A 15227-nucleotide genomic window follows, 5' to 3' on the forward strand; every position below is an offset into this window, starting at 1 on the left:
AACGATAAACGGGAGATCCGGATGCACCACGAGGAAGGGTGCTTTAGGATGCGTTTATCGTTACACGAGCGGGTGGAGGCGTCAATACTTTTTCCGAACTTCGTTTCCTGTTGCAGGGTTTCGCTTGTGAACACGTTGATCATCCGCGATAGCAGCCGTTACGAGGGATGGCCAGAATCCAACGGACCGCTGTGTCCGTTGCTACAACGCAACGCCCTGGCTCTTCCCCTGTGGCTTGCCGCCTTTTCCTGTCCATAAACTTTGCCGAAGCTGCGCTAAACCAGGGGAACTCTTGATCCAGTTGCAGCATGGTTGAACCAGCAGGATGCAGGAGGAGCCATGAAGCGCATAACAGCCACCCCTAACTTTGGCGGAGCCCCCAAGGGAAGCTCACCGGTCAAAGTGTCGAGCGGAGTCACACATCCGACGACGGGGTGCAGGACTCCTTCCGAGACGGACCCGCGACCCAAATCCTGTGACCTTGGCATTCAGGAAACGAGCCGCCAACTCTGGCCCGACTGCCGCGACTGAAGGCTTTCCGGAAGCGTGCCACGCAGACTCTGCCCGAGCCCGCCAGATCCGGTCAGAGCAGCCAGCGCCACCAGCGTGACTGTTCCCGTTCCGGCGTCGGTTCCGGCTCCGGCTCCTCACCCAAGGCCAGGGCAGCCTCCGCGATGTCCTCCGCGGTGAGCGTCATGACTGCCTCACGATCGAGTGCGTCGAGACTTTGTTCCTCGTCGAGCGACAGCCGCAGCGCCTGGCGGTTAAGCGCCTGCTCGAACAGCGTGCGGGCGAACCGTGCGTTGCCGGAGTCCTCGCCCGCGTGGAGCCCGATGAGGATGCGACGCAGCATCTGGTCCGCCCCCGGCTCCAGCGTGTACTCGTGTTGGGCCAGCATCTGGTGGAAGATCGTCTGGAGTTCGTCGACGGAGTAGTCCGGGAACGTGATCTCCCGGGCGAACCGGGAGCGAAGTCCGGGGTTGGAGAGCAAGAAGGATTCCATCAGCCGCGGATACCCCGCCACAATCACGACCAAACGGTGGCGGTGGTCCTCCATCCGCTTGAGCAGGACCTCGATCGCTTCCGGGCCAAAGTCCATCCGGCCGTCCTCCGGGGCCAGCGCGTAGGCCTCGTCGATGAACAGCACGCCGTCCAACGCACGCCGGATCACCCGGTCCGTCTTGATGGCGGTCGCACCAACGTATTGCCCCACAAGGCCCGAACGGTCGACCTCAACCAGATGTCCTTTCTGCAGCAGACCGACCGCGCGGTACATCTCGGCCAGGAGCCGCGCCACGGTCGTCTTGCCCGTGCCTGGGTTTCCCAGAAACACCAGATGCTGAGAAGTGGCCACCTCCGGAAGGCCGTGCGCCTTGCGGCGGGCCTGGACTTGGAGCAATGCGACCAGGCCCCGCACCTGTTCCTTTACGGTTTCCAGTCCGACCAGCGCGTCGAGTTCGGCCTGCACCTCGGACAGCGGCCGGGCCGGCCCGGGCCTCGCTCCGATGAGATCGCCCACCAGGTCGTCGACGCGCTCTGAACCGGGCAGCTTGAGCTGATTGGCCAGATGGCCAATGGTTTCGCGCAGGTCATCGAGCGGATTGCGGCTGGCAGCCATACATCAACTGTAATACTCGAGACAAGCCCAAACCCTTCATGCTCCCCGGGCCCTTCACCGCGATCAGGAAAGCCGAGTACCGAGAAGCCAGGCCATGGCCTCATCGCGGGAAGTGAAATACCGAGTGGGACACGGGAGTGTGCGCCGTGCCATAGCAAAGTTGGCAATGACACGACTGACTGGACTTGAGCCCAGCAGGGCAATTCGTGAAGCGGCGCACTTGACGCTGAAAACAGTCCTGGCTTGGCGGCTCACCGCCTGGGTTTCCGTCATGTCGATCAACATCGGGTATTCGGCACCGTCGGCGAGCTCATTGACCTTTGCCATCGCCCCATGAACATCAGGAGCCTCCAGAACCGTCCCCGGCTTCCACACAAGGTGGAGAATTCCGTCGGCATCCAATTCCACTGTGCCCTTGCCGCCGTCAACAGTGACTGGCTTCATCATTTGCTCCCCCAGCATGGTGTTGAAGCTAAGACTAACTGCCCGCTTGAAGATGTGCAGCGAAGTGAAGCAGAAATTTGGCAGGATCCCATTTCCATGAAATCGGGAGAGGCCCGGAGCATCAAGGTTTCATCGTCCGGCTCGGCGTGGTAGAAGTCGCCGGGTTCGGATAGGTGCTTTCCTGCCGGTGTGCAACCGGCTGGCGCAAGCGACCACGACCCAGCTGAGTACGAACATACCAACCACCGCATAGCCCAATCCGGTCAGATCGATGCTTCCGATCCTGGCCAGTGCCCCTCCAATGGTTCCGGTTTTCGCAACGATCACGGAGATCAGCTCCACCGTTCCGATGCTTAGCGCGACGGCTGCGGAAAGCCCCGTGAGGACGATGTTGTACTGAAGCCTGCGGTCCGGCTTGGAGAACGCCCTGCTGTAGGCGAAGTTCATGAACCATCCGTCCACCGTGTCGAACAGACTCATGCCAGCGGCGAAAAGCACGGGCAGGATCAGGACGGCGTACCAGGGAAGCGCCATTGTCGCCGCACCGCCGGCAATGACCAGCAGGGCCACCTCAGTCGCCGTATCAAACCCCAGGCCGAAAAGCAGCCCTACCAGGTACATTTGCCACGGCCGCGTGATGCTCCGCATGAGCGGCCGCAGGACACGGACCATCAACGCGGCGGCAGCTCCGCTCTCTGGAGGCACGGCGTGGCCAGCCCGAAGCCGGCGGAAGTCCACCACGACGCGGATCAGAAGGGTCAGGTTGAGTGCCTCCAGGATATAGAGGAACACTCCGGAAATAGCGGTTCCTGCCAGCCCGAGAGCTTCGCGCAGGGGCGAGGCGTCCTTACCGACGAGGATTCCGAGGTACTGTGCTCCTCCTGCCAGTAGCGCGCAAAGGCCGAAGACGACGGTCGCGTGGCCCAGCGAGAACCAGAAGCCCACCGAGAGCGGCCTAAGGCCCTCGCCGATGAGCTTGCGGGTGGTGCAATCAATGGCTGCAATATGGTCGACGTCGAACGCGTGCCGTGCGCCTAACAGGTACGCGCCGGTTCCGATCCCCATGCCGAAGATCTGTGTGGAGCTGAGGTGCAGGCTTTGAGGAACGATACTGAAAACCAAAACGCCCCAGCCCACCGTGTGCAAAGCGATGATGGTGCCCGCCATGCCGGCCACGGGAGTCACGCGCCACCGCGTGGTTCTTGCACTGCTGAACTTCGGCCGTTCAAGGGAAGCCAGGACACCCATGACCGGTTCCTGTCAGCCCATTGGAGGCGTCAGGCCATAACGGGCAATGATCTCCGGAAGCCACGGGGCTTCCCCGAACTGAAGCCCGTATTTGGCAGCAAGTTCGCCGATGGCCTCGGGATCGGGCGGCCCGGCTTCGAGCTGATCAGCCAATCCCCAGAAGAAATGCTCAAACCCCGCAGGACTAATCACCTCGATCATCCGTGCCGGGACCTTGCCGGCATTCCACATGGTGTGCAGTTCCCCGCGCGGCTTTGTGATGTAGCCGCCAGCACCCAGCACCGCCTCACGCTCACCCGACCTGAACCCGATCTCGCCTTCAAGGACGATCGAATACTCATCTTCACGAGTATGCGTGTGCGGCGGAACCAGGGCCCCGACCGGGAACGGGTGCTCTACGATCGAGATCTGCTCATTGGTGTGTTCGCCGAACAGCTTGAACACAACCCCGATGCTTCCCAGGCTGCCCTTCCGCCCTTGTCCTGGCTGCACAACTGTCAGCCGCGGAGCACCCTCAATGTCCATGACAAGCCCTCCTTCTGATTTCGATATACAATGGTGTATATCGAAATTGTCCGGCCGCAAAGAACGGGTGTCAATACTTTGAGTGAACAGCATGGTTCATCCAAATCACGCCGCTATCAGATGAGCAGGCGGGCTGAACATGTGGACAGCACACGCCAGCGCATTGTCGACGCCGCAGTGGCCCTCCACGGTTCCGTGGGGCCGGCTCGCACGACCATCGCCGGAGTCGCCGAGAAGGCCGGCGTCACGCGCCTGACGGTCTATCGGCATTTCCCCGACGATGAGGCGTTGTTCTCCGCGTGCTCCTCGCACTGGCGCGCACAGCAACAGCTTCCGGACCCGGCCGCCTGGTCCGAGCACTCCGACCCTCTGGAACGGCTGAAAGTCGGCTTGTCCGACCTTTACCGCTTCTATCGCGACGGCGAGGCCATGCTCACGCGCATCTATGCCGACCGGGATGCGCTCCCGAAAGGACACCGAGAGGACCTCGAAACGCGCAACGCCTACTTCCGCGATGTCCTCTGCGAACCGTATCCAAAGCAAGGCAGGACCGGCCGGCTCGGTGCCATCGTAGGCCACGCTGTTTCGTTCTGGACGTGGCGGTCCCTGTGCCACGACAACGGGCTTTCCAACGAGGATGCGGTTGAAGCCATGTGCACCCTTGTCGCAGCAACAGCCGGCACCTCCGACGCGCGTCGGACAGAAAAGACGGCTGCCCGTACGCCGTGACCCTCACCGGGGAGTTAATTCATTTCCCGGCCGTTGCCTGTAAGAATCCGGCGGTTCGCGGAAACATGATGGGTATAGGAACCCAGGGCCGCAAACGAGCGGGGGCATGCGTGATGTTGTTGCAGCGGGAAGCCGAGTTTATCTCCCTTCATGCCGCCCAGCACGAACGCGTCCTGCACTACATCCTCCGTCGGGTGGGCGAGCTGGAAGTGGCCCGGGAGCTCACGGCCGACGTCTTCCGAATTGCTTGGCAGAAGTCCGAGCATGAACCCACCACCGAGGTGGCATGGCTCTTCGCAGTGGCGCGGAACGTCATCGGCAACGAATACCGCGGCAGACGGCGCAGACGCGAGTTGCTCTTCAAACTCGCCGAAGGCGTCCGAGCCGCCGCCGAACCGTCCACAGGCGACGTCGAGGCCGCCGTCGCGGAAACGCTCGGCAAGTTACGGCCCAAGGACAGGGAAATTCTGATGCTTCATTTCTGGGACAAACTCTCAACCGCGGAAATCGCAACCTCCCTCAGATGCACGGAAAACAATGTCGGAGTGCGCCTTCATCGGGCCAAACGCGCATTCGCAGCTGCCATGCCCACAAAGCTCTCTGCAGGTCATCCAGACGAGGCCGGTGAACACTCCCATGGACAGGATTGAGGAGCTGCTGGAGGCAGCCAACCCGGTGCGCCCGTCAAACGCACCGCTGATGGATGCCCGTAGGGAATTGCGTGCTGCACTCGACGGCGGGCCTGCCCTGCACGCCGCCGGACAGGACTTTGTTGATGGCAACAGAAACCGGTTCTCCGGGAGCCCGCGGGCCCAGCGGCCGTGGACTGTAGCGATCGCAGTGGCTGTGTTCTCGGCGCTGGTGCTGGCCGCCGTCGTACTGGCCCAGGTCCTGGCCCCGCTGCAGCCTGTTCCGCCCGCCCTCAGTCCATCACCGACCGTCAGCAGCACGGGGACAGGATCGGACGGGTGGCGGGTAGTGCGCATGTCCACCATGGAAACCGACGGAACTGCCGGGCCACAAATTCAGATCGATGTAGCTCCGGGGTTTACTACAAGCAGCGACGTTCCCAACGATAATTACGACTCCCTGTCCCTCAAGATCGTTCGGGACACACCAACCCAGGCCGTGTTTGCCCAGATCTATTACGGCAAGGTAATGCCCCAGCGCGACCCCCAGGCTTGCGCAGCGACGCCAGAGGACTACGTGGAGCTGGACAGCATCGCAGTGGATGTGCCCGTCAAACGAGAAGTTCCCGGAACAGCATCGCCGCGATTCGTGTATCGGGTTGTGAACGGCAACGGCCTGAAGTCCTCCTTCGGGATCACGTCCCTGTCGCCGGGGACTTCGGTGGATGGATGCACCGAATACCACCATGTCGATTCCGAACCTGACGGCACCATGCTGGCTGTTTCAGACCATTTCCAGTTCAACGGTCGCGTCCCTGGATGGTTGTCCACGTCCATGTCATCTGTAACGCCCACGTTTGCATCCCTTGAGGAGGCCAGAGCGTTCATGGCCACGGAGGAATACCGGACGTACAAACGGATGCTGTCTTCCGTGCGCATAATCCAGCCAAAGTAGGAGCAGATCATGCCCAGCGAATCCCCAACAGACTTTGAAAGGCTAACCATGTTTTTGGCTCGACGGACAGGTGATACCGATTATGCCCAGATACTTGCCACGGACGCGTTCCGCTGGGCCACGGGCCAAGCGCAAGAGGGAATCGACGTCCCCTTCGGGACCTTGCTGGCCGCGGCAGTCCGTCCGGCGGCAGCCGCCATTCGTGACAAAGACGACGAAGTGGCGCAGCAGGAATCCATCGCCGGGATCATCGCCACCCTTCGGCCTGTGGAGCGCGAAGTACTCAGGCTCGTCTACTGGGATCAGCTCAGCATGGGTGAAGTTGCAGATTACCTGGGCTGTTCCATGGCGCGCGCCGGGGCCCTTCTCGACAAGGCCTACACGCACACCGAACGTCGGGCCACACAGCTCCGCTACGCATTGACAAGCGACGCCGATGAACCCGCTTGAACGCCAGATCTCTGACGCGGCGCCTTGGGTCCAACCCGCTACATTTCCCATCCACGCCGGTGAACGGATCCCGCCCGATGACGCCGAAGCACTGGGCCCTGGCTTGCCGCCATCCCGATCGACCGCCCGCGTCCGCCAAGGCGATCTTGGAAGAAAACTCCTGGTCACCATCGCGGCCTTGGCACTGTTGGTCGCGGGAGGGGTGGGATTCTCCGCGGCGCTCCAGCCGGCGTCGGAGCTGCACGATAGCAACCTCGACGGCGGTCGCCCGGTCGAGGGTGGTGCAGCCGTGGCAAGCACTCCGCCAGGCTTTCCGGCGGAATGGCGTACAGCCACTTTGTTGAGTCCATGGGCCGATGCCTCAATCAGTGTCGAAGCTACCGTGGAACTGCCAGCCGCCTGGAGCGTGCGCCGCCACGAGCCCTCGGCGGAGTTTCCCGGACTGCACGTGACGGTTGTGGATGAAGACTCCCTGCCTGTTGCCACACTCTATTTCGGACCATCTGCCGACCAGGATTCGTGCCCCCTACGGGCGGAAACTTTCGTGCCACTACAGCGGGCCGACGTCACCACCGGGGCACAACTGCTGGATCCCGCTCTCGCGTCCGCATTTTCGTATGGTCTTACTACGGAGCCGGAACCCAGGGGATCCTTCGGGCTCGTGCCGCAGACATCAAACGCGAACCCCTGCGGTGATTCTGTCCGGGATCCCGGGACGCCGCTGCTGATCCTCAGATTCGGAGATCTCCTTGGACTCGGTCCTGCCGCAACCGCACCCAGATCCAGTTACGCACGCACGTTCGCAACAGTCGAAGATGCGCGGCACTACGTCCAATCACAGGAATTCGCAACACTCAAACGACTCATCACTTCCCTGAAGTTCTCGTTCCCTGAGGATCGCTCGCAGCTCTGGCAACTGCCGGACAATAGACGCCCATCGAACTGAGGGGACCAACTACGGCCACGAGGACGGACTTCCTCACGCCCCGGCGTCCCGTCACGCCGTGGAAGAGGACCTCCACGCGCTGGCAGATGTGCCGCACTTCTGCCACTGGGCTCCAAGCACCCCTTGGCGACCTGGCAGGCCACCTTACCTAGTCCGCCATATCGGGAAAGAGTGGTCCGTCGTAATCAGTGGAGGGAGCCTGCACACTTTCGTGCTGTACCGGCTCTGAGGTCTCGTCCGCCAACCTGCGGCCCCCTGCCCCAACCCTGTCCCGTCGAGTCACCTTCACCACAACCTATCCACATATTGAACGCTGCGTTCAACTCGTTCTTGTTTTAAGTGTGCTCCGAGTCACAGTCGAAAGCAATAGAAAATGAACGTCACGTTCACATTTTTCTGAAGAAGTGAAAACGAGGGACTCCCCCGCGCGTGGGCCGCACCCCTTTTTGACACTGACCCAGGCAGCATCTATATTGAACGCAACGTTCATACGTTGAACACGCTCAAGTCCACCGTCAAGGAGGCCCTAATGCACACCGTCATCGAAAGGATCGTCGAGCGTGGCGACCAACGCGGGCGCACACTGGGCTTCCCCGCAGCCAACACCCCGATCGACGGAAACCCGGAACCTGACGGAGCCTGGATACGGCGCAGGATCTCTACGGGCTGCAGCTTCGGGTGCATCTCATGAAAAAAATCCGCCCGCAATTGACATTTGCTGGCGCCGGCGCGCTGGCAGAACAGTTGCAAAAGGACGTCGAACAGACTCGAAAATGGGCCCATCACAACCAGCCTTGGCTAGTGTCCCCCATCGCAGGGACCCCACCTGAGGCAATAAGAAGAGGAGCGACCGTATGAGCGCCCAGACGTCGCTTCCCGCATGGGCTATCCAGCGTGTAGCAGCAGCCCTCGACGCCGAACCCCGCGACGGCGTCCCCACATCCGCGGTGGATCTCGCGAGGCGCACGGGGTTGAGCAAGAGCCTGACTCGACGTTGCCTCAGTCAGCTCCGGGCCAGCGGGCGGTCAGCGGATCCGGCCCGCATCCGGGCTTTCTAAGCCAGCGCTTCCTCGACTTTTTTCGCTGCCAGTTTTACTTTCTCAACAGTGGGAAGAATGTTGTCAGTTTTGACCCGCTGCGTGGGACCGTTGAGTGTGAGGACGCCTATCAGCTGACCAGCACTATCCCTAACTCCGCAACCGATGACAAAAAGGCCTTCCTCGAGCTCATCGTCAAGGATTGCGTAACCTTGCTCCCGGACCCGGCGTACCTCATCGAGAAAGGCATCGCGCCTGGTGATTGTTTTCTTTGTAAAGGATTCCAGCCTCTTCGGCAGGGCCGCAACAACCTCTTCATCGTCAAGCTCAGCGAGAATGAGCTTGCCGGAAGCACTCGCGTGGAGGGGGAACGACTCGCCGACGTACAAGTGCGACGCGTTGAGGAAGCGGGACGCTGACGCCTCGGCAACGACGTCGTAGGAGTCGGGGCCGGTAACCATGACGAATGTGAGTGTTTCGTTGAGCTTGGCGGCGTATTCGTTCAGGACCGGTTGGATCCTGGTGACAACTCCGGAGTAAGGATCGGCCACCCGCCCTAGGCGCGCCATCTGCCAACCCAGCATGTAGCGGTTATCAACACGGGCAACAAAGCCGGTTTGCTCAAGGCTCAGCAGCAAGCGGAAGGCGGTCGGCCTGGTCATCCCCACGGCCTGGGCTATTTCCGTGACCGTAATTCCTTGCCGATGCCGGCCAAGTTCGCCCAGCAGTACGGTCGCCTTGATTACCGACTTATTGGTCAGGTCAAGCGGCTCGGGGGTGACCTGCTCGTCTTCTACCGATTCTTCCGGTGCCGTGTTTTGTCCCGTTGCCATGTCCGCTCCCGCCCTGCGCTGACTCAAAGCCAGCTGCTTCGACATTCATTTGCCAAATCCATCCTAGGCGCTGCGGTGCCGGAACCGACAAAAGCTGAACAAGGAGTTCAAGCGTCAGGACGGCAAAGACAATTTGGCCGTCCTGCCCATGACTGCTTCATGGTTGATGTCCACTGGATCCCGTGCTGACGCGACGATGGCATTCGTTCACTGTACGAACGCCCTGATCAAAGTTAGGCGCGGTCTTCACGCGCCGTCAACACTCTCGCGAATTTGGACGCCGCGTTCGTTTCAAAAAGAAATGTCTTGACGCTGTGGCGTGGACCACACTAATCTTTGTTCAACAAGCAAACATGACGTTCAACAATTGAACGAAGAGAGTTGAAGCCCATGATCAAGCAGATGAAGATATTCGCCTTCGATTTCACCGGCCCCGCCCATCTGTCGGCCGGGCTGTGGAGGCATCCGAAAGACCGGGGCGGCGAGTACGCGTCGGTGCAGTATTGGGTGGAATACGCACGCATGTTGGAGGACGCCTGCTTCGACGGGATTTTCTTTGCGGACAACGTCGGCTATCACGACGTCTACCGCGGCAATGTTGATGCCGCGCTGGCTGACGCAGCACAGATTCCCGCCAACGATCCCTCCTACGTGATCCCGGCGATGGCTGCAGCGACGCAGCACCTCGGCTTTGGGGTGACGTCAACGACCGCCTATGACCATCCCTACTCGCTCTCCCGCAAGTTCGCGACCCTGGATCACTTGACGGGTGGGCGAATCGGCTGGAACGTTGTCACCTCCTACTCCGACAGTGCAGCAAAGAATCTGGGCACGGGCGTCCAGCGCGCCCATGATGACCGTTACGAGGTTGCCGGGGAATTTATTGAGGTGTGCCTCAAGCTCTGGGAAGCGTCCTGGGACGAAGGTTCTGTGGTCCGCGACGCCGATTCCTGCACCTATGTGGACCCTCGGCTGGTACACCCCATCAACCATGCCGGCAAGCACTTCACCGTTCCGGGCATCTTCCTCTGCGAACCTTCGCTGCAGCGCACCCCGGTCATTTTCCAAGCGGGCGGTTCCAGCAAGGGTGTAGCCCTCGCGGCGGCTACCGCGGAGGCGGTCTTCATGAACGCCACATCCAAGCCCGGGCTGAAGAAGCAGGTGGACAATCTTCGCGCCCAGGCAGTCGAAGTCGGACGGGATCCATCCCACATCGCCGTGCTGCAGATGATCACCATCGTCAGCGCCCCAACGGACGCTGAAGCCCAGGCCAAGTATGAGGAATATCGGGAACTGGTCTCGTACGAAGGTGCCATGGCCCGTTACAGCGGCTGGTCCGGCCTGGACATGTCAACCTTCGATCCGGACGTGCCGCTGCGGCACGTCAAGACCAACGCCGGGCAGACCATGGTGGACATCTTCTCCAAGATGGACCCCACGAAGGAATGGACCCCTCGCGACATCGCCGAATACATCGGGATCGGAGGCACCTCACCAGTCATCGTAGGCGGCCCCGAAACCGTTGCAAACGAGCTCGCATCCTGGATCGAGGAGACCGGCATCGACGGCTTCAACATTGCCCATGCCATCAAGTTCCAGGACATCAAAGACTTCACGGAATTCGTGGTCCCGGAACTGCAGTCCCGCGGCCTCATGCGTACCGCCTACGAAGGCCACACCCTTCGTGAAAACATCTTCGGCCCAGGCCACGCTCGCCTGGCCACCGACCACCCCGGCGCCGGACACCAGGCTCCACTCCCCCTCTCCACCCACTAAGGATTTATCGCCATGCAAACCGCCACTGCGGCCCCAGTCATCAACGCGGCCGACTACCGCCGGGTCTTCGGGCTGCTGCCAACCGGTGTGGTCGCCATCACCGGGATGACCGACGACGCAAAGCCTATGGGCTTCGTCGTAGGCACCTTCCAGTCGCTGTCACTGGAGCCGGCGCTGGTCACGTTCTGCGTCGATGAATCATCCAGCACCTGGCCGACCCTGCGCTCATTGGGCCGGTTCACTGCCAACATCCTGTCCACCGAGCAACTCCACGTTTGCAAGGCGCTCTCGCGCAAAGGCGAGGACAAGTTCGTGGGCTTGGACTACGAACAGAGCCCCAGCGGCACTCCCCGCATCCAGGGAGCCACAGCATTCATCGACTGCAAGGTCCTGTCCGAAGTTGTAGCTGGCGACCACTACATGATCGTCGGTGCCGTCACAGCCATGGAAACAGGCAACTCGGACGCCCTCATGTTCCGTGGGGGAAAGTTCGGCGAATTCACCCTCTGGGATACCCCAACACCCGCAGAGAAAGCAGCACAACCATGAACCAGATGCTCGAACGCATCGCCGATGCCTGGGCCCGCGCCTGGGGCCAGGGAGACACCGCCGCCTTCCAGGCCATCGTCGATTCCAACTACAAACGGCATTCCAAAACCGGCGAAGAGGGCCTCACTGAGGTCATCCGCCAGATCGAGGAGTCACACGCGGCCTTCACTGGCTTCCGTGTCGAAATTCTCCATGCCATCGAGAGCGACGATCTCGTCGCCATCCACTGGCAAAGCACCGGAACCCACAGCGGAACCTACATGGGTGTCCCACCCACCCAGCGCACCGTCACGGTGGTGGGCGCTTCCTTCCTCAACCACCACAACGGACTCATCACCGAAGAATCCGTTGTATGGGACCCCCGGGAGCTCCTTTCAAGCATGAACATCTGGCACCTCGGAAACCCGACGGCGGCAAAACCATGAGCACACAACGCAGCGAAATCGGCGCACTTGAGAGCCCGACACCCGCCGAGGATCCCACGAGAAGGAACACCACCAGGGACACTACCGCCCCCTTCATACGGGTCGGGAAGCTCACCAAGGTGTTCACTCCTGCCCAAGCACGCTCTTGGCGCCTCTTTGGGCGGAAATCCTCGGTTTCCATCGGATTCAAGGCGGTTGACGATGTATCTTTCCAGGTCGAGCAGGGCGAGATATTCGTCATCATGGGCCTCTCCGGGTCTGGAAAATCGACCATCATCCGTATGCTCAACAGACTCATCGATGCCACTGAAGGTTCCATCACCATCGGCGGCAAGGACGTTCGGGGCCTGGATCCGGCCAAGCTGCGCGCTTTCAGGAACCAGGCCATCAACATGGTTTTCCAGCACTTTGGCCTGTTCCCCCACCAGTCCCTGCTGGACAACGTTGCATTCGGTCTGAAAGTCCGCGGCGTTGACCGGCAGACGCGGGAAGCCAAGGCAACCGAGGCCCTGAAACTGGTCGGGCTCGGTGACCGGACACATGCGATGCCCGATCAATTGAGCGGCGGTATGAGGCAACGCGTCGGGCTGGCGCGGGCGCTGGCCACTGACGCAGAAATTCTCCTGATGGACGAGCCCTTCAGCGCGCTGGACCCGCTCATCCGCCAGGACATGCAGCAGTTGCTGATCAAATTGCAACGCAACTTCAAGAAGACAATCGTGTTCGTAACGCACGATCTTGACGAAGCCATGCTCCTCGGGGACCAGATCATGGTGATGAAGCAAGGGAAGCAGATCCAGTGCGGAACCGCGCTTGACCTCCTTGAATCGCCGGCGGATCCATATATTGAAAAATTCGTTGCTGAAGTGAACCGCAGCAAGGTCATCCAGGCCGGAATGCTGGTGGAACCGCTTGATGCCACCGACTACCCGGATTCAGCGGCTGCACAGACCTCAAGCGCCACAGTCCTTGCAGATCTGCTGCCTGTCTTCGCCTCAGGCAGCAAGCAAATCCACGTCACCGGCCAGGACGGCCGCGTGATCGGCAAACTCACCGCGAGGAAAGTTTTCGCGGCACTCTCTCCAAAGGAGTACGTCCATGAATCTTAATGTCGGAAAATGGTTTGAGTCCGTCATTGATTGGCTCCTGGCCAACCTCGGATGGTTCTTCGATGGTGTGTCCTGGCTGACCAGCCAGATTGTTGGCAGCGTTGAATTCGCCCTCATTGTCCTGCACCCCCTGGTCATCATTGTCCTGCTGACAGCCGTGGCAGCGTTCATGACCCGCAGCGTGGGCATCTCCGTCTTCTCAGCGGTTGCCTTCTGGCTCATCCTCTCCATGGGACTGTGGCTTAATACGATGTCCAGCCTGGCGATCGTGCTGGTCTCGGTTGCGGCCGCCCTCCTGATCGGAGTCCCGTTGGGAATTTGGGCAGCCCTGAGCAACTCGGTGAGCGCGGTCATGCGCCCCCTCCTGGACCTCATGCAGGCGATGCCCGTTTTCGTGTACCTCATTCCGGCCGTCTTCTTCTTCGGCGTCGGAACCGTGCCCGGCATCGCAGCGACCATCGTCTTCTCCATCCCTCCGGCCGTGCGCCTGACCGAGCTCGGAATCCGCCAGATGGACTCTGAACTCCTCGAAGCGGCACAGGCCTTCGGCGCAAGGAAAAGCCTGATCCTGCGCGATGTACAGCTTCCCCTGGCCTTCCCGTCCATCATGGTCGGCGTCAACCAGGTCATCATGCTCGCCCTGTCCATGGTGGTCGTAGCCGGCCTCGTAGGCGCAGGCGGACTTGGTGGAGTCGTAGTCCAGGGTGTTGCCCAACTCGATACCGCCCGTGGGTTCGAAGGCGGCCTCGCCGTCGTCATCCTGGCTGTCTACCTGGACCGGGTCACAGGCGGAGCCAGTTCCTTGGCCGGCGCCCTGCGCAAGAGCAACAGGCTCAGGAAAGAACGGGCTGCAACCAAGGCGGCCGCCCCGTCCAGTACTGCTCAACCAACCCTCACCCACTAAGAAACCGTTCACTAAAACCAGCACCATTCGGAGGCCCCTTTGAAAAAGACCATCACCGCAATACTCGCCAGCGCTGTCCTGGCAGTCAGCATGAGCGCGTGCTCTGGAGTCGCCAACGGCTCCAGCACCGACAAGGAAAAGACCATCAACTTCGCCACTGTTCCCGGCTTCGATGACACCGTTGCCGTCACCGGACTTTGGTCTGTGCTGCTCGAAGAAAAGGGCTACACCGTCAAGACCACAAGCGTGGACCTCGCTGCCGGGTTCTCCGGCATCGCCCGCGGTGACCTTGATGGGTACCTCAACGCCTGGTTGCCCTCAACGCACCAGGCCTATGTCGACAAGTACAAGGACGATCTGGTGATTCCGGACAAGCCATACTTCGACAACGATATGAACGTCCTTGCGGTACCGGACTTCGTCGAAGAAAACACCATCAGCGATCTGGTCAAGAACGCAGACAAGTATGATTCGAAGATCGTAGGAATCGAGGCCGGCTCCGGCGAAATGAAGTTGCTCCCTGGCGTACTGGCCAAGTACTCCGGCCAGGACAAACTCAAGATCGTCGAAGGCAGCACCCCGGCAGCCCTCGCGGCACTCAAAAGCGGCGTCGAAAACAAAAAGCCCGTAGTCATCGCGCTATGGACCCCGCACTGGGCCTTTGCATCCATGCCCATCAAGACTCTCAAGGACGATTCCCAGGGCTGGCCGAAGCCGGACGGTTCCTACGTGGTCCTGTCCAAGAAGTTCGCGGAAAAGCACTCCGACGTCAAGGGCTGGATGTCCAAGTCCAAGCTCACCGAGGAGCAGTACGCCTCGTTGATGCTTGCCGTGAGTGAAGCCAAGGACCCGGCGGAAGGCGCACGCAAATGGCTGGAGACGCCCGATAACCGTGCAGCGGCAGACAAGTGGTTCCAATAAGCCTTGTGAGATTAGCGGCCAGGACCAAGTCTTTGGTCCTGGCCCTCCAATAGTTGCCGATGAAGCGGCCCGTGTGTGCATCAGCACGCACGGGCCGCTTCGACGCCCAGTCTCCGTTTCGTTGCGGAG

At 60.8% G+C, this 15227-nt stretch carries 19 protein-coding genes; 14 read left to right on the forward strand and 5 right to left on the reverse strand.

Translation table 11 applies throughout. The annotated features are described in order from the left end of the window. Positions 1-583: 583 nt before the first annotated feature. The 4 genes from AC1DD7_RS00725 to AC1DD7_RS00740 all read right to left on the reverse strand — a co-directional run bounded on the left by AC1DD7_RS00725 (position 584) and on the right by AC1DD7_RS00740 (position 3835). A complete protein-coding gene (locus AC1DD7_RS00725; RefSeq protein ID WP_477513367.1) occupies positions 584-1618 on the reverse strand; it encodes an AAA family ATPase in 1035 nt (344 codons plus the stop codon). A 63-nt stretch (positions 1619-1681) separates the two neighbouring features. Next, entirely contained in the window at positions 1682-2080 is a 399-nt protein-coding gene (locus AC1DD7_RS00730) for a SpoIIAA family protein (RefSeq protein ID WP_477513368.1), read from the reverse strand. A 111-nt stretch (positions 2081-2191) separates the two neighbouring features. After that, positions 2192-3310: a HoxN/HupN/NixA family nickel/cobalt transporter gene (locus tag AC1DD7_RS00735; protein WP_477513369.1), complete on the reverse strand. Its 1119-nt coding sequence runs from the start codon at positions 3308-3310 to the stop codon at positions 2192-2194. Positions 3311-3322: 12 nt separating this feature from the next. Continuing rightward, positions 3323-3835 (reverse strand): cupin domain-containing protein, encoded by a 513-nt coding sequence (locus AC1DD7_RS00740; protein ID WP_477513370.1) that lies wholly within the window; start codon positions 3833-3835, stop codon positions 3323-3325. A gap of 141 nt (positions 3836-3976) precedes the next feature. Between AC1DD7_RS00740 and AC1DD7_RS00745 the strand changes: the two genes are divergently transcribed. The 8 genes from AC1DD7_RS00745 to AC1DD7_RS00780 all read left to right on the forward strand — a co-directional run bounded on the left by AC1DD7_RS00745 (position 3977) and on the right by AC1DD7_RS00780 (position 8602). Beyond that, positions 3977-4564, forward strand: a complete 588-nt coding sequence (locus AC1DD7_RS00745) for a TetR/AcrR family transcriptional regulator (RefSeq protein ID WP_477513371.1) — start codon at positions 3977-3979, stop codon at positions 4562-4564. Positions 4565-4677: 113 nt separating this feature from the next. Next, positions 4678-5214 carry an RNA polymerase sigma factor gene (locus tag AC1DD7_RS00750; protein WP_477513547.1) on the forward strand — a complete coding sequence of 179 codons (537 nt, stop codon included), beginning with the start codon at positions 4678-4680 and terminating at the stop codon, positions 5212-5214. Next, on the forward strand, positions 5189-6148 hold the full coding sequence (locus tag AC1DD7_RS00755) for a hypothetical protein (RefSeq protein ID WP_477513372.1): 960 nt from the start codon (positions 5189-5191) through the stop codon (positions 6146-6148). The genes AC1DD7_RS00750 and AC1DD7_RS00755 overlap by 26 nt, the downstream gene beginning before the upstream one ends. A 9-nt stretch (positions 6149-6157) precedes the next feature. Continuing rightward, entirely contained in the window at positions 6158-6598 is a 441-nt protein-coding gene (locus AC1DD7_RS00760; protein WP_477513373.1) for a sigma factor-like helix-turn-helix DNA-binding protein, read from the forward strand. Continuing rightward, positions 6585-7544 (forward strand): hypothetical protein, encoded by a 960-nt coding sequence (locus AC1DD7_RS00765; RefSeq protein ID WP_477513374.1) that lies wholly within the window; start codon positions 6585-6587, stop codon positions 7542-7544. The genes AC1DD7_RS00760 and AC1DD7_RS00765 overlap by 14 nt, the downstream gene beginning before the upstream one ends. Positions 7545-8073: 529 nt before the next feature. Continuing rightward, positions 8074-8235 (forward strand): riboflavin kinase, encoded by a 162-nt coding sequence (locus tag AC1DD7_RS00770; RefSeq protein ID WP_477513375.1) that lies wholly within the window; start codon positions 8074-8076, stop codon positions 8233-8235. Beyond that, complete coding sequence (locus AC1DD7_RS00775; RefSeq protein WP_477513376.1) at positions 8232-8402, forward strand: riboflavin kinase; 171 nt, start codon at positions 8232-8234, stop codon at positions 8400-8402. Before AC1DD7_RS00770 ends, AC1DD7_RS00775 begins: the two co-directional genes overlap by 4 nt. After that, entirely contained in the window at positions 8399-8602 is a 204-nt protein-coding gene (locus AC1DD7_RS00780) for a helix-turn-helix domain-containing protein (RefSeq protein WP_477513377.1), read from the forward strand. Before AC1DD7_RS00775 ends, AC1DD7_RS00780 begins: the two co-directional genes overlap by 4 nt. Here AC1DD7_RS00780 and AC1DD7_RS00785 read toward each other — a convergent pair. Further along, positions 8599-9414: an IclR family transcriptional regulator gene (locus AC1DD7_RS00785; RefSeq protein WP_477513378.1), complete on the reverse strand. Its 816-nt coding sequence runs from the start codon at positions 9412-9414 to the stop codon at positions 8599-8601. The genes AC1DD7_RS00780 and AC1DD7_RS00785 overlap by 4 nt on opposite strands. Before the next feature lie 402 nt (positions 9415-9816). On the opposite strand from AC1DD7_RS00785, the gene AC1DD7_RS00790 reads away from it, so the two are divergent. From AC1DD7_RS00790 to AC1DD7_RS00815, 6 genes are read left to right on the forward strand one after another with little or no spacing between them, the layout of a single operon-like run. After that, a complete protein-coding gene (locus AC1DD7_RS00790) occupies positions 9817-11190 on the forward strand; it encodes an LLM class flavin-dependent oxidoreductase (protein WP_477513379.1) in 1374 nt (457 codons plus the stop codon). Between the two features lie 12 nt (positions 11191-11202). After that, positions 11203-11739, forward strand: a complete 537-nt coding sequence (locus AC1DD7_RS00795; protein ID WP_477513380.1) for a flavin reductase family protein — start codon at positions 11203-11205, stop codon at positions 11737-11739. After that, the gene (locus AC1DD7_RS00800) at positions 11736-12164 is read left to right on the forward strand and encodes an ester cyclase (protein WP_477513381.1); all 429 of its coding nucleotides are present in this window, start codon (positions 11736-11738) and stop codon (positions 12162-12164) included. The genes AC1DD7_RS00795 and AC1DD7_RS00800 overlap by 4 nt, the downstream gene beginning before the upstream one ends. Next, positions 12161-13273: a betaine/proline/choline family ABC transporter ATP-binding protein gene (locus tag AC1DD7_RS00805; protein ID WP_477513382.1), complete on the forward strand. Its 1113-nt coding sequence runs from the start codon at positions 12161-12163 to the stop codon at positions 13271-13273. The genes AC1DD7_RS00800 and AC1DD7_RS00805 overlap by 4 nt, the downstream gene beginning before the upstream one ends. Further along, positions 13263-14177 carry an ABC transporter permease gene (locus AC1DD7_RS00810; protein WP_477513383.1) on the forward strand — a complete coding sequence of 305 codons (915 nt, stop codon included), beginning with the start codon at positions 13263-13265 and terminating at the stop codon, positions 14175-14177. Before AC1DD7_RS00805 ends, AC1DD7_RS00810 begins: the two co-directional genes overlap by 11 nt. A 39-nt stretch (positions 14178-14216) precedes the next feature. Continuing rightward, on the forward strand, positions 14217-15098 hold the full coding sequence (locus AC1DD7_RS00815; protein ID WP_477513384.1) for a glycine betaine ABC transporter substrate-binding protein: 882 nt from the start codon (positions 14217-14219) through the stop codon (positions 15096-15098). Positions 15099-15227: the final 129 nt, after the last annotated feature.

This window comes from Paenarthrobacter sp. 10L412 (assembly GCF_056395565.1).

Coding starts and splice junctions, on each gene's coding strand:
- AC1DD7_RS00725 (WP_477513367.1), bottom strand. CDS start 1,618: ATGGCTGCCAGCCGCAATCCGCTCGATGACCTGCGCGAAACCATTGGC.
- AC1DD7_RS00730 (WP_477513368.1), bottom strand. CDS start 2,080: ATGCTGGGGGAGCAAATGATGAAGCCAGTCACTGTTGACGGCGGCAAG.
- AC1DD7_RS00735 (WP_477513369.1), bottom strand. CDS start 3,310: ATGGGTGTCCTGGCTTCCCTTGAACGGCCGAAGTTCAGCAGTGCAAGA.
- AC1DD7_RS00740 (WP_477513370.1), bottom strand. CDS start 3,835: ATGGACATTGAGGGTGCTCCGCGGCTGACAGTTGTGCAGCCAGGACAA.
- AC1DD7_RS00750 (WP_477513547.1), top strand. CDS start 4,678: ATGTTGTTGCAGCGGGAAGCCGAGTTTATCTCCCTTCATGCCGCCCAG.
- AC1DD7_RS00760 (WP_477513373.1), top strand. CDS start 6,158: ATGCCCAGCGAATCCCCAACAGACTTTGAAAGGCTAACCATGTTTTTG.
- AC1DD7_RS00765 (WP_477513374.1), top strand. CDS start 6,585: ATGAACCCGCTTGAACGCCAGATCTCTGACGCGGCGCCTTGGGTCCAA.
- AC1DD7_RS00770 (WP_477513375.1), top strand. CDS start 8,074: ATGCACACCGTCATCGAAAGGATCGTCGAGCGTGGCGACCAACGCGGG.
- AC1DD7_RS00775 (WP_477513376.1), top strand. CDS start 8,232: ATGAAAAAAATCCGCCCGCAATTGACATTTGCTGGCGCCGGCGCGCTG.
- AC1DD7_RS00780 (WP_477513377.1), top strand. CDS start 8,399: ATGAGCGCCCAGACGTCGCTTCCCGCATGGGCTATCCAGCGTGTAGCA.
- AC1DD7_RS00785 (WP_477513378.1), bottom strand. CDS start 9,414: ATGGCAACGGGACAAAACACGGCACCGGAAGAATCGGTAGAAGACGAG.
- AC1DD7_RS00790 (WP_477513379.1), top strand. CDS start 9,817: ATGAAGATATTCGCCTTCGATTTCACCGGCCCCGCCCATCTGTCGGCC.
- AC1DD7_RS00795 (WP_477513380.1), top strand. CDS start 11,203: ATGCAAACCGCCACTGCGGCCCCAGTCATCAACGCGGCCGACTACCGC.
- AC1DD7_RS00800 (WP_477513381.1), top strand. CDS start 11,736: ATGAACCAGATGCTCGAACGCATCGCCGATGCCTGGGCCCGCGCCTGG.
- AC1DD7_RS00805 (WP_477513382.1), top strand. CDS start 12,161: ATGAGCACACAACGCAGCGAAATCGGCGCACTTGAGAGCCCGACACCC.
- AC1DD7_RS00810 (WP_477513383.1), top strand. CDS start 13,263: ATGAATCTTAATGTCGGAAAATGGTTTGAGTCCGTCATTGATTGGCTC.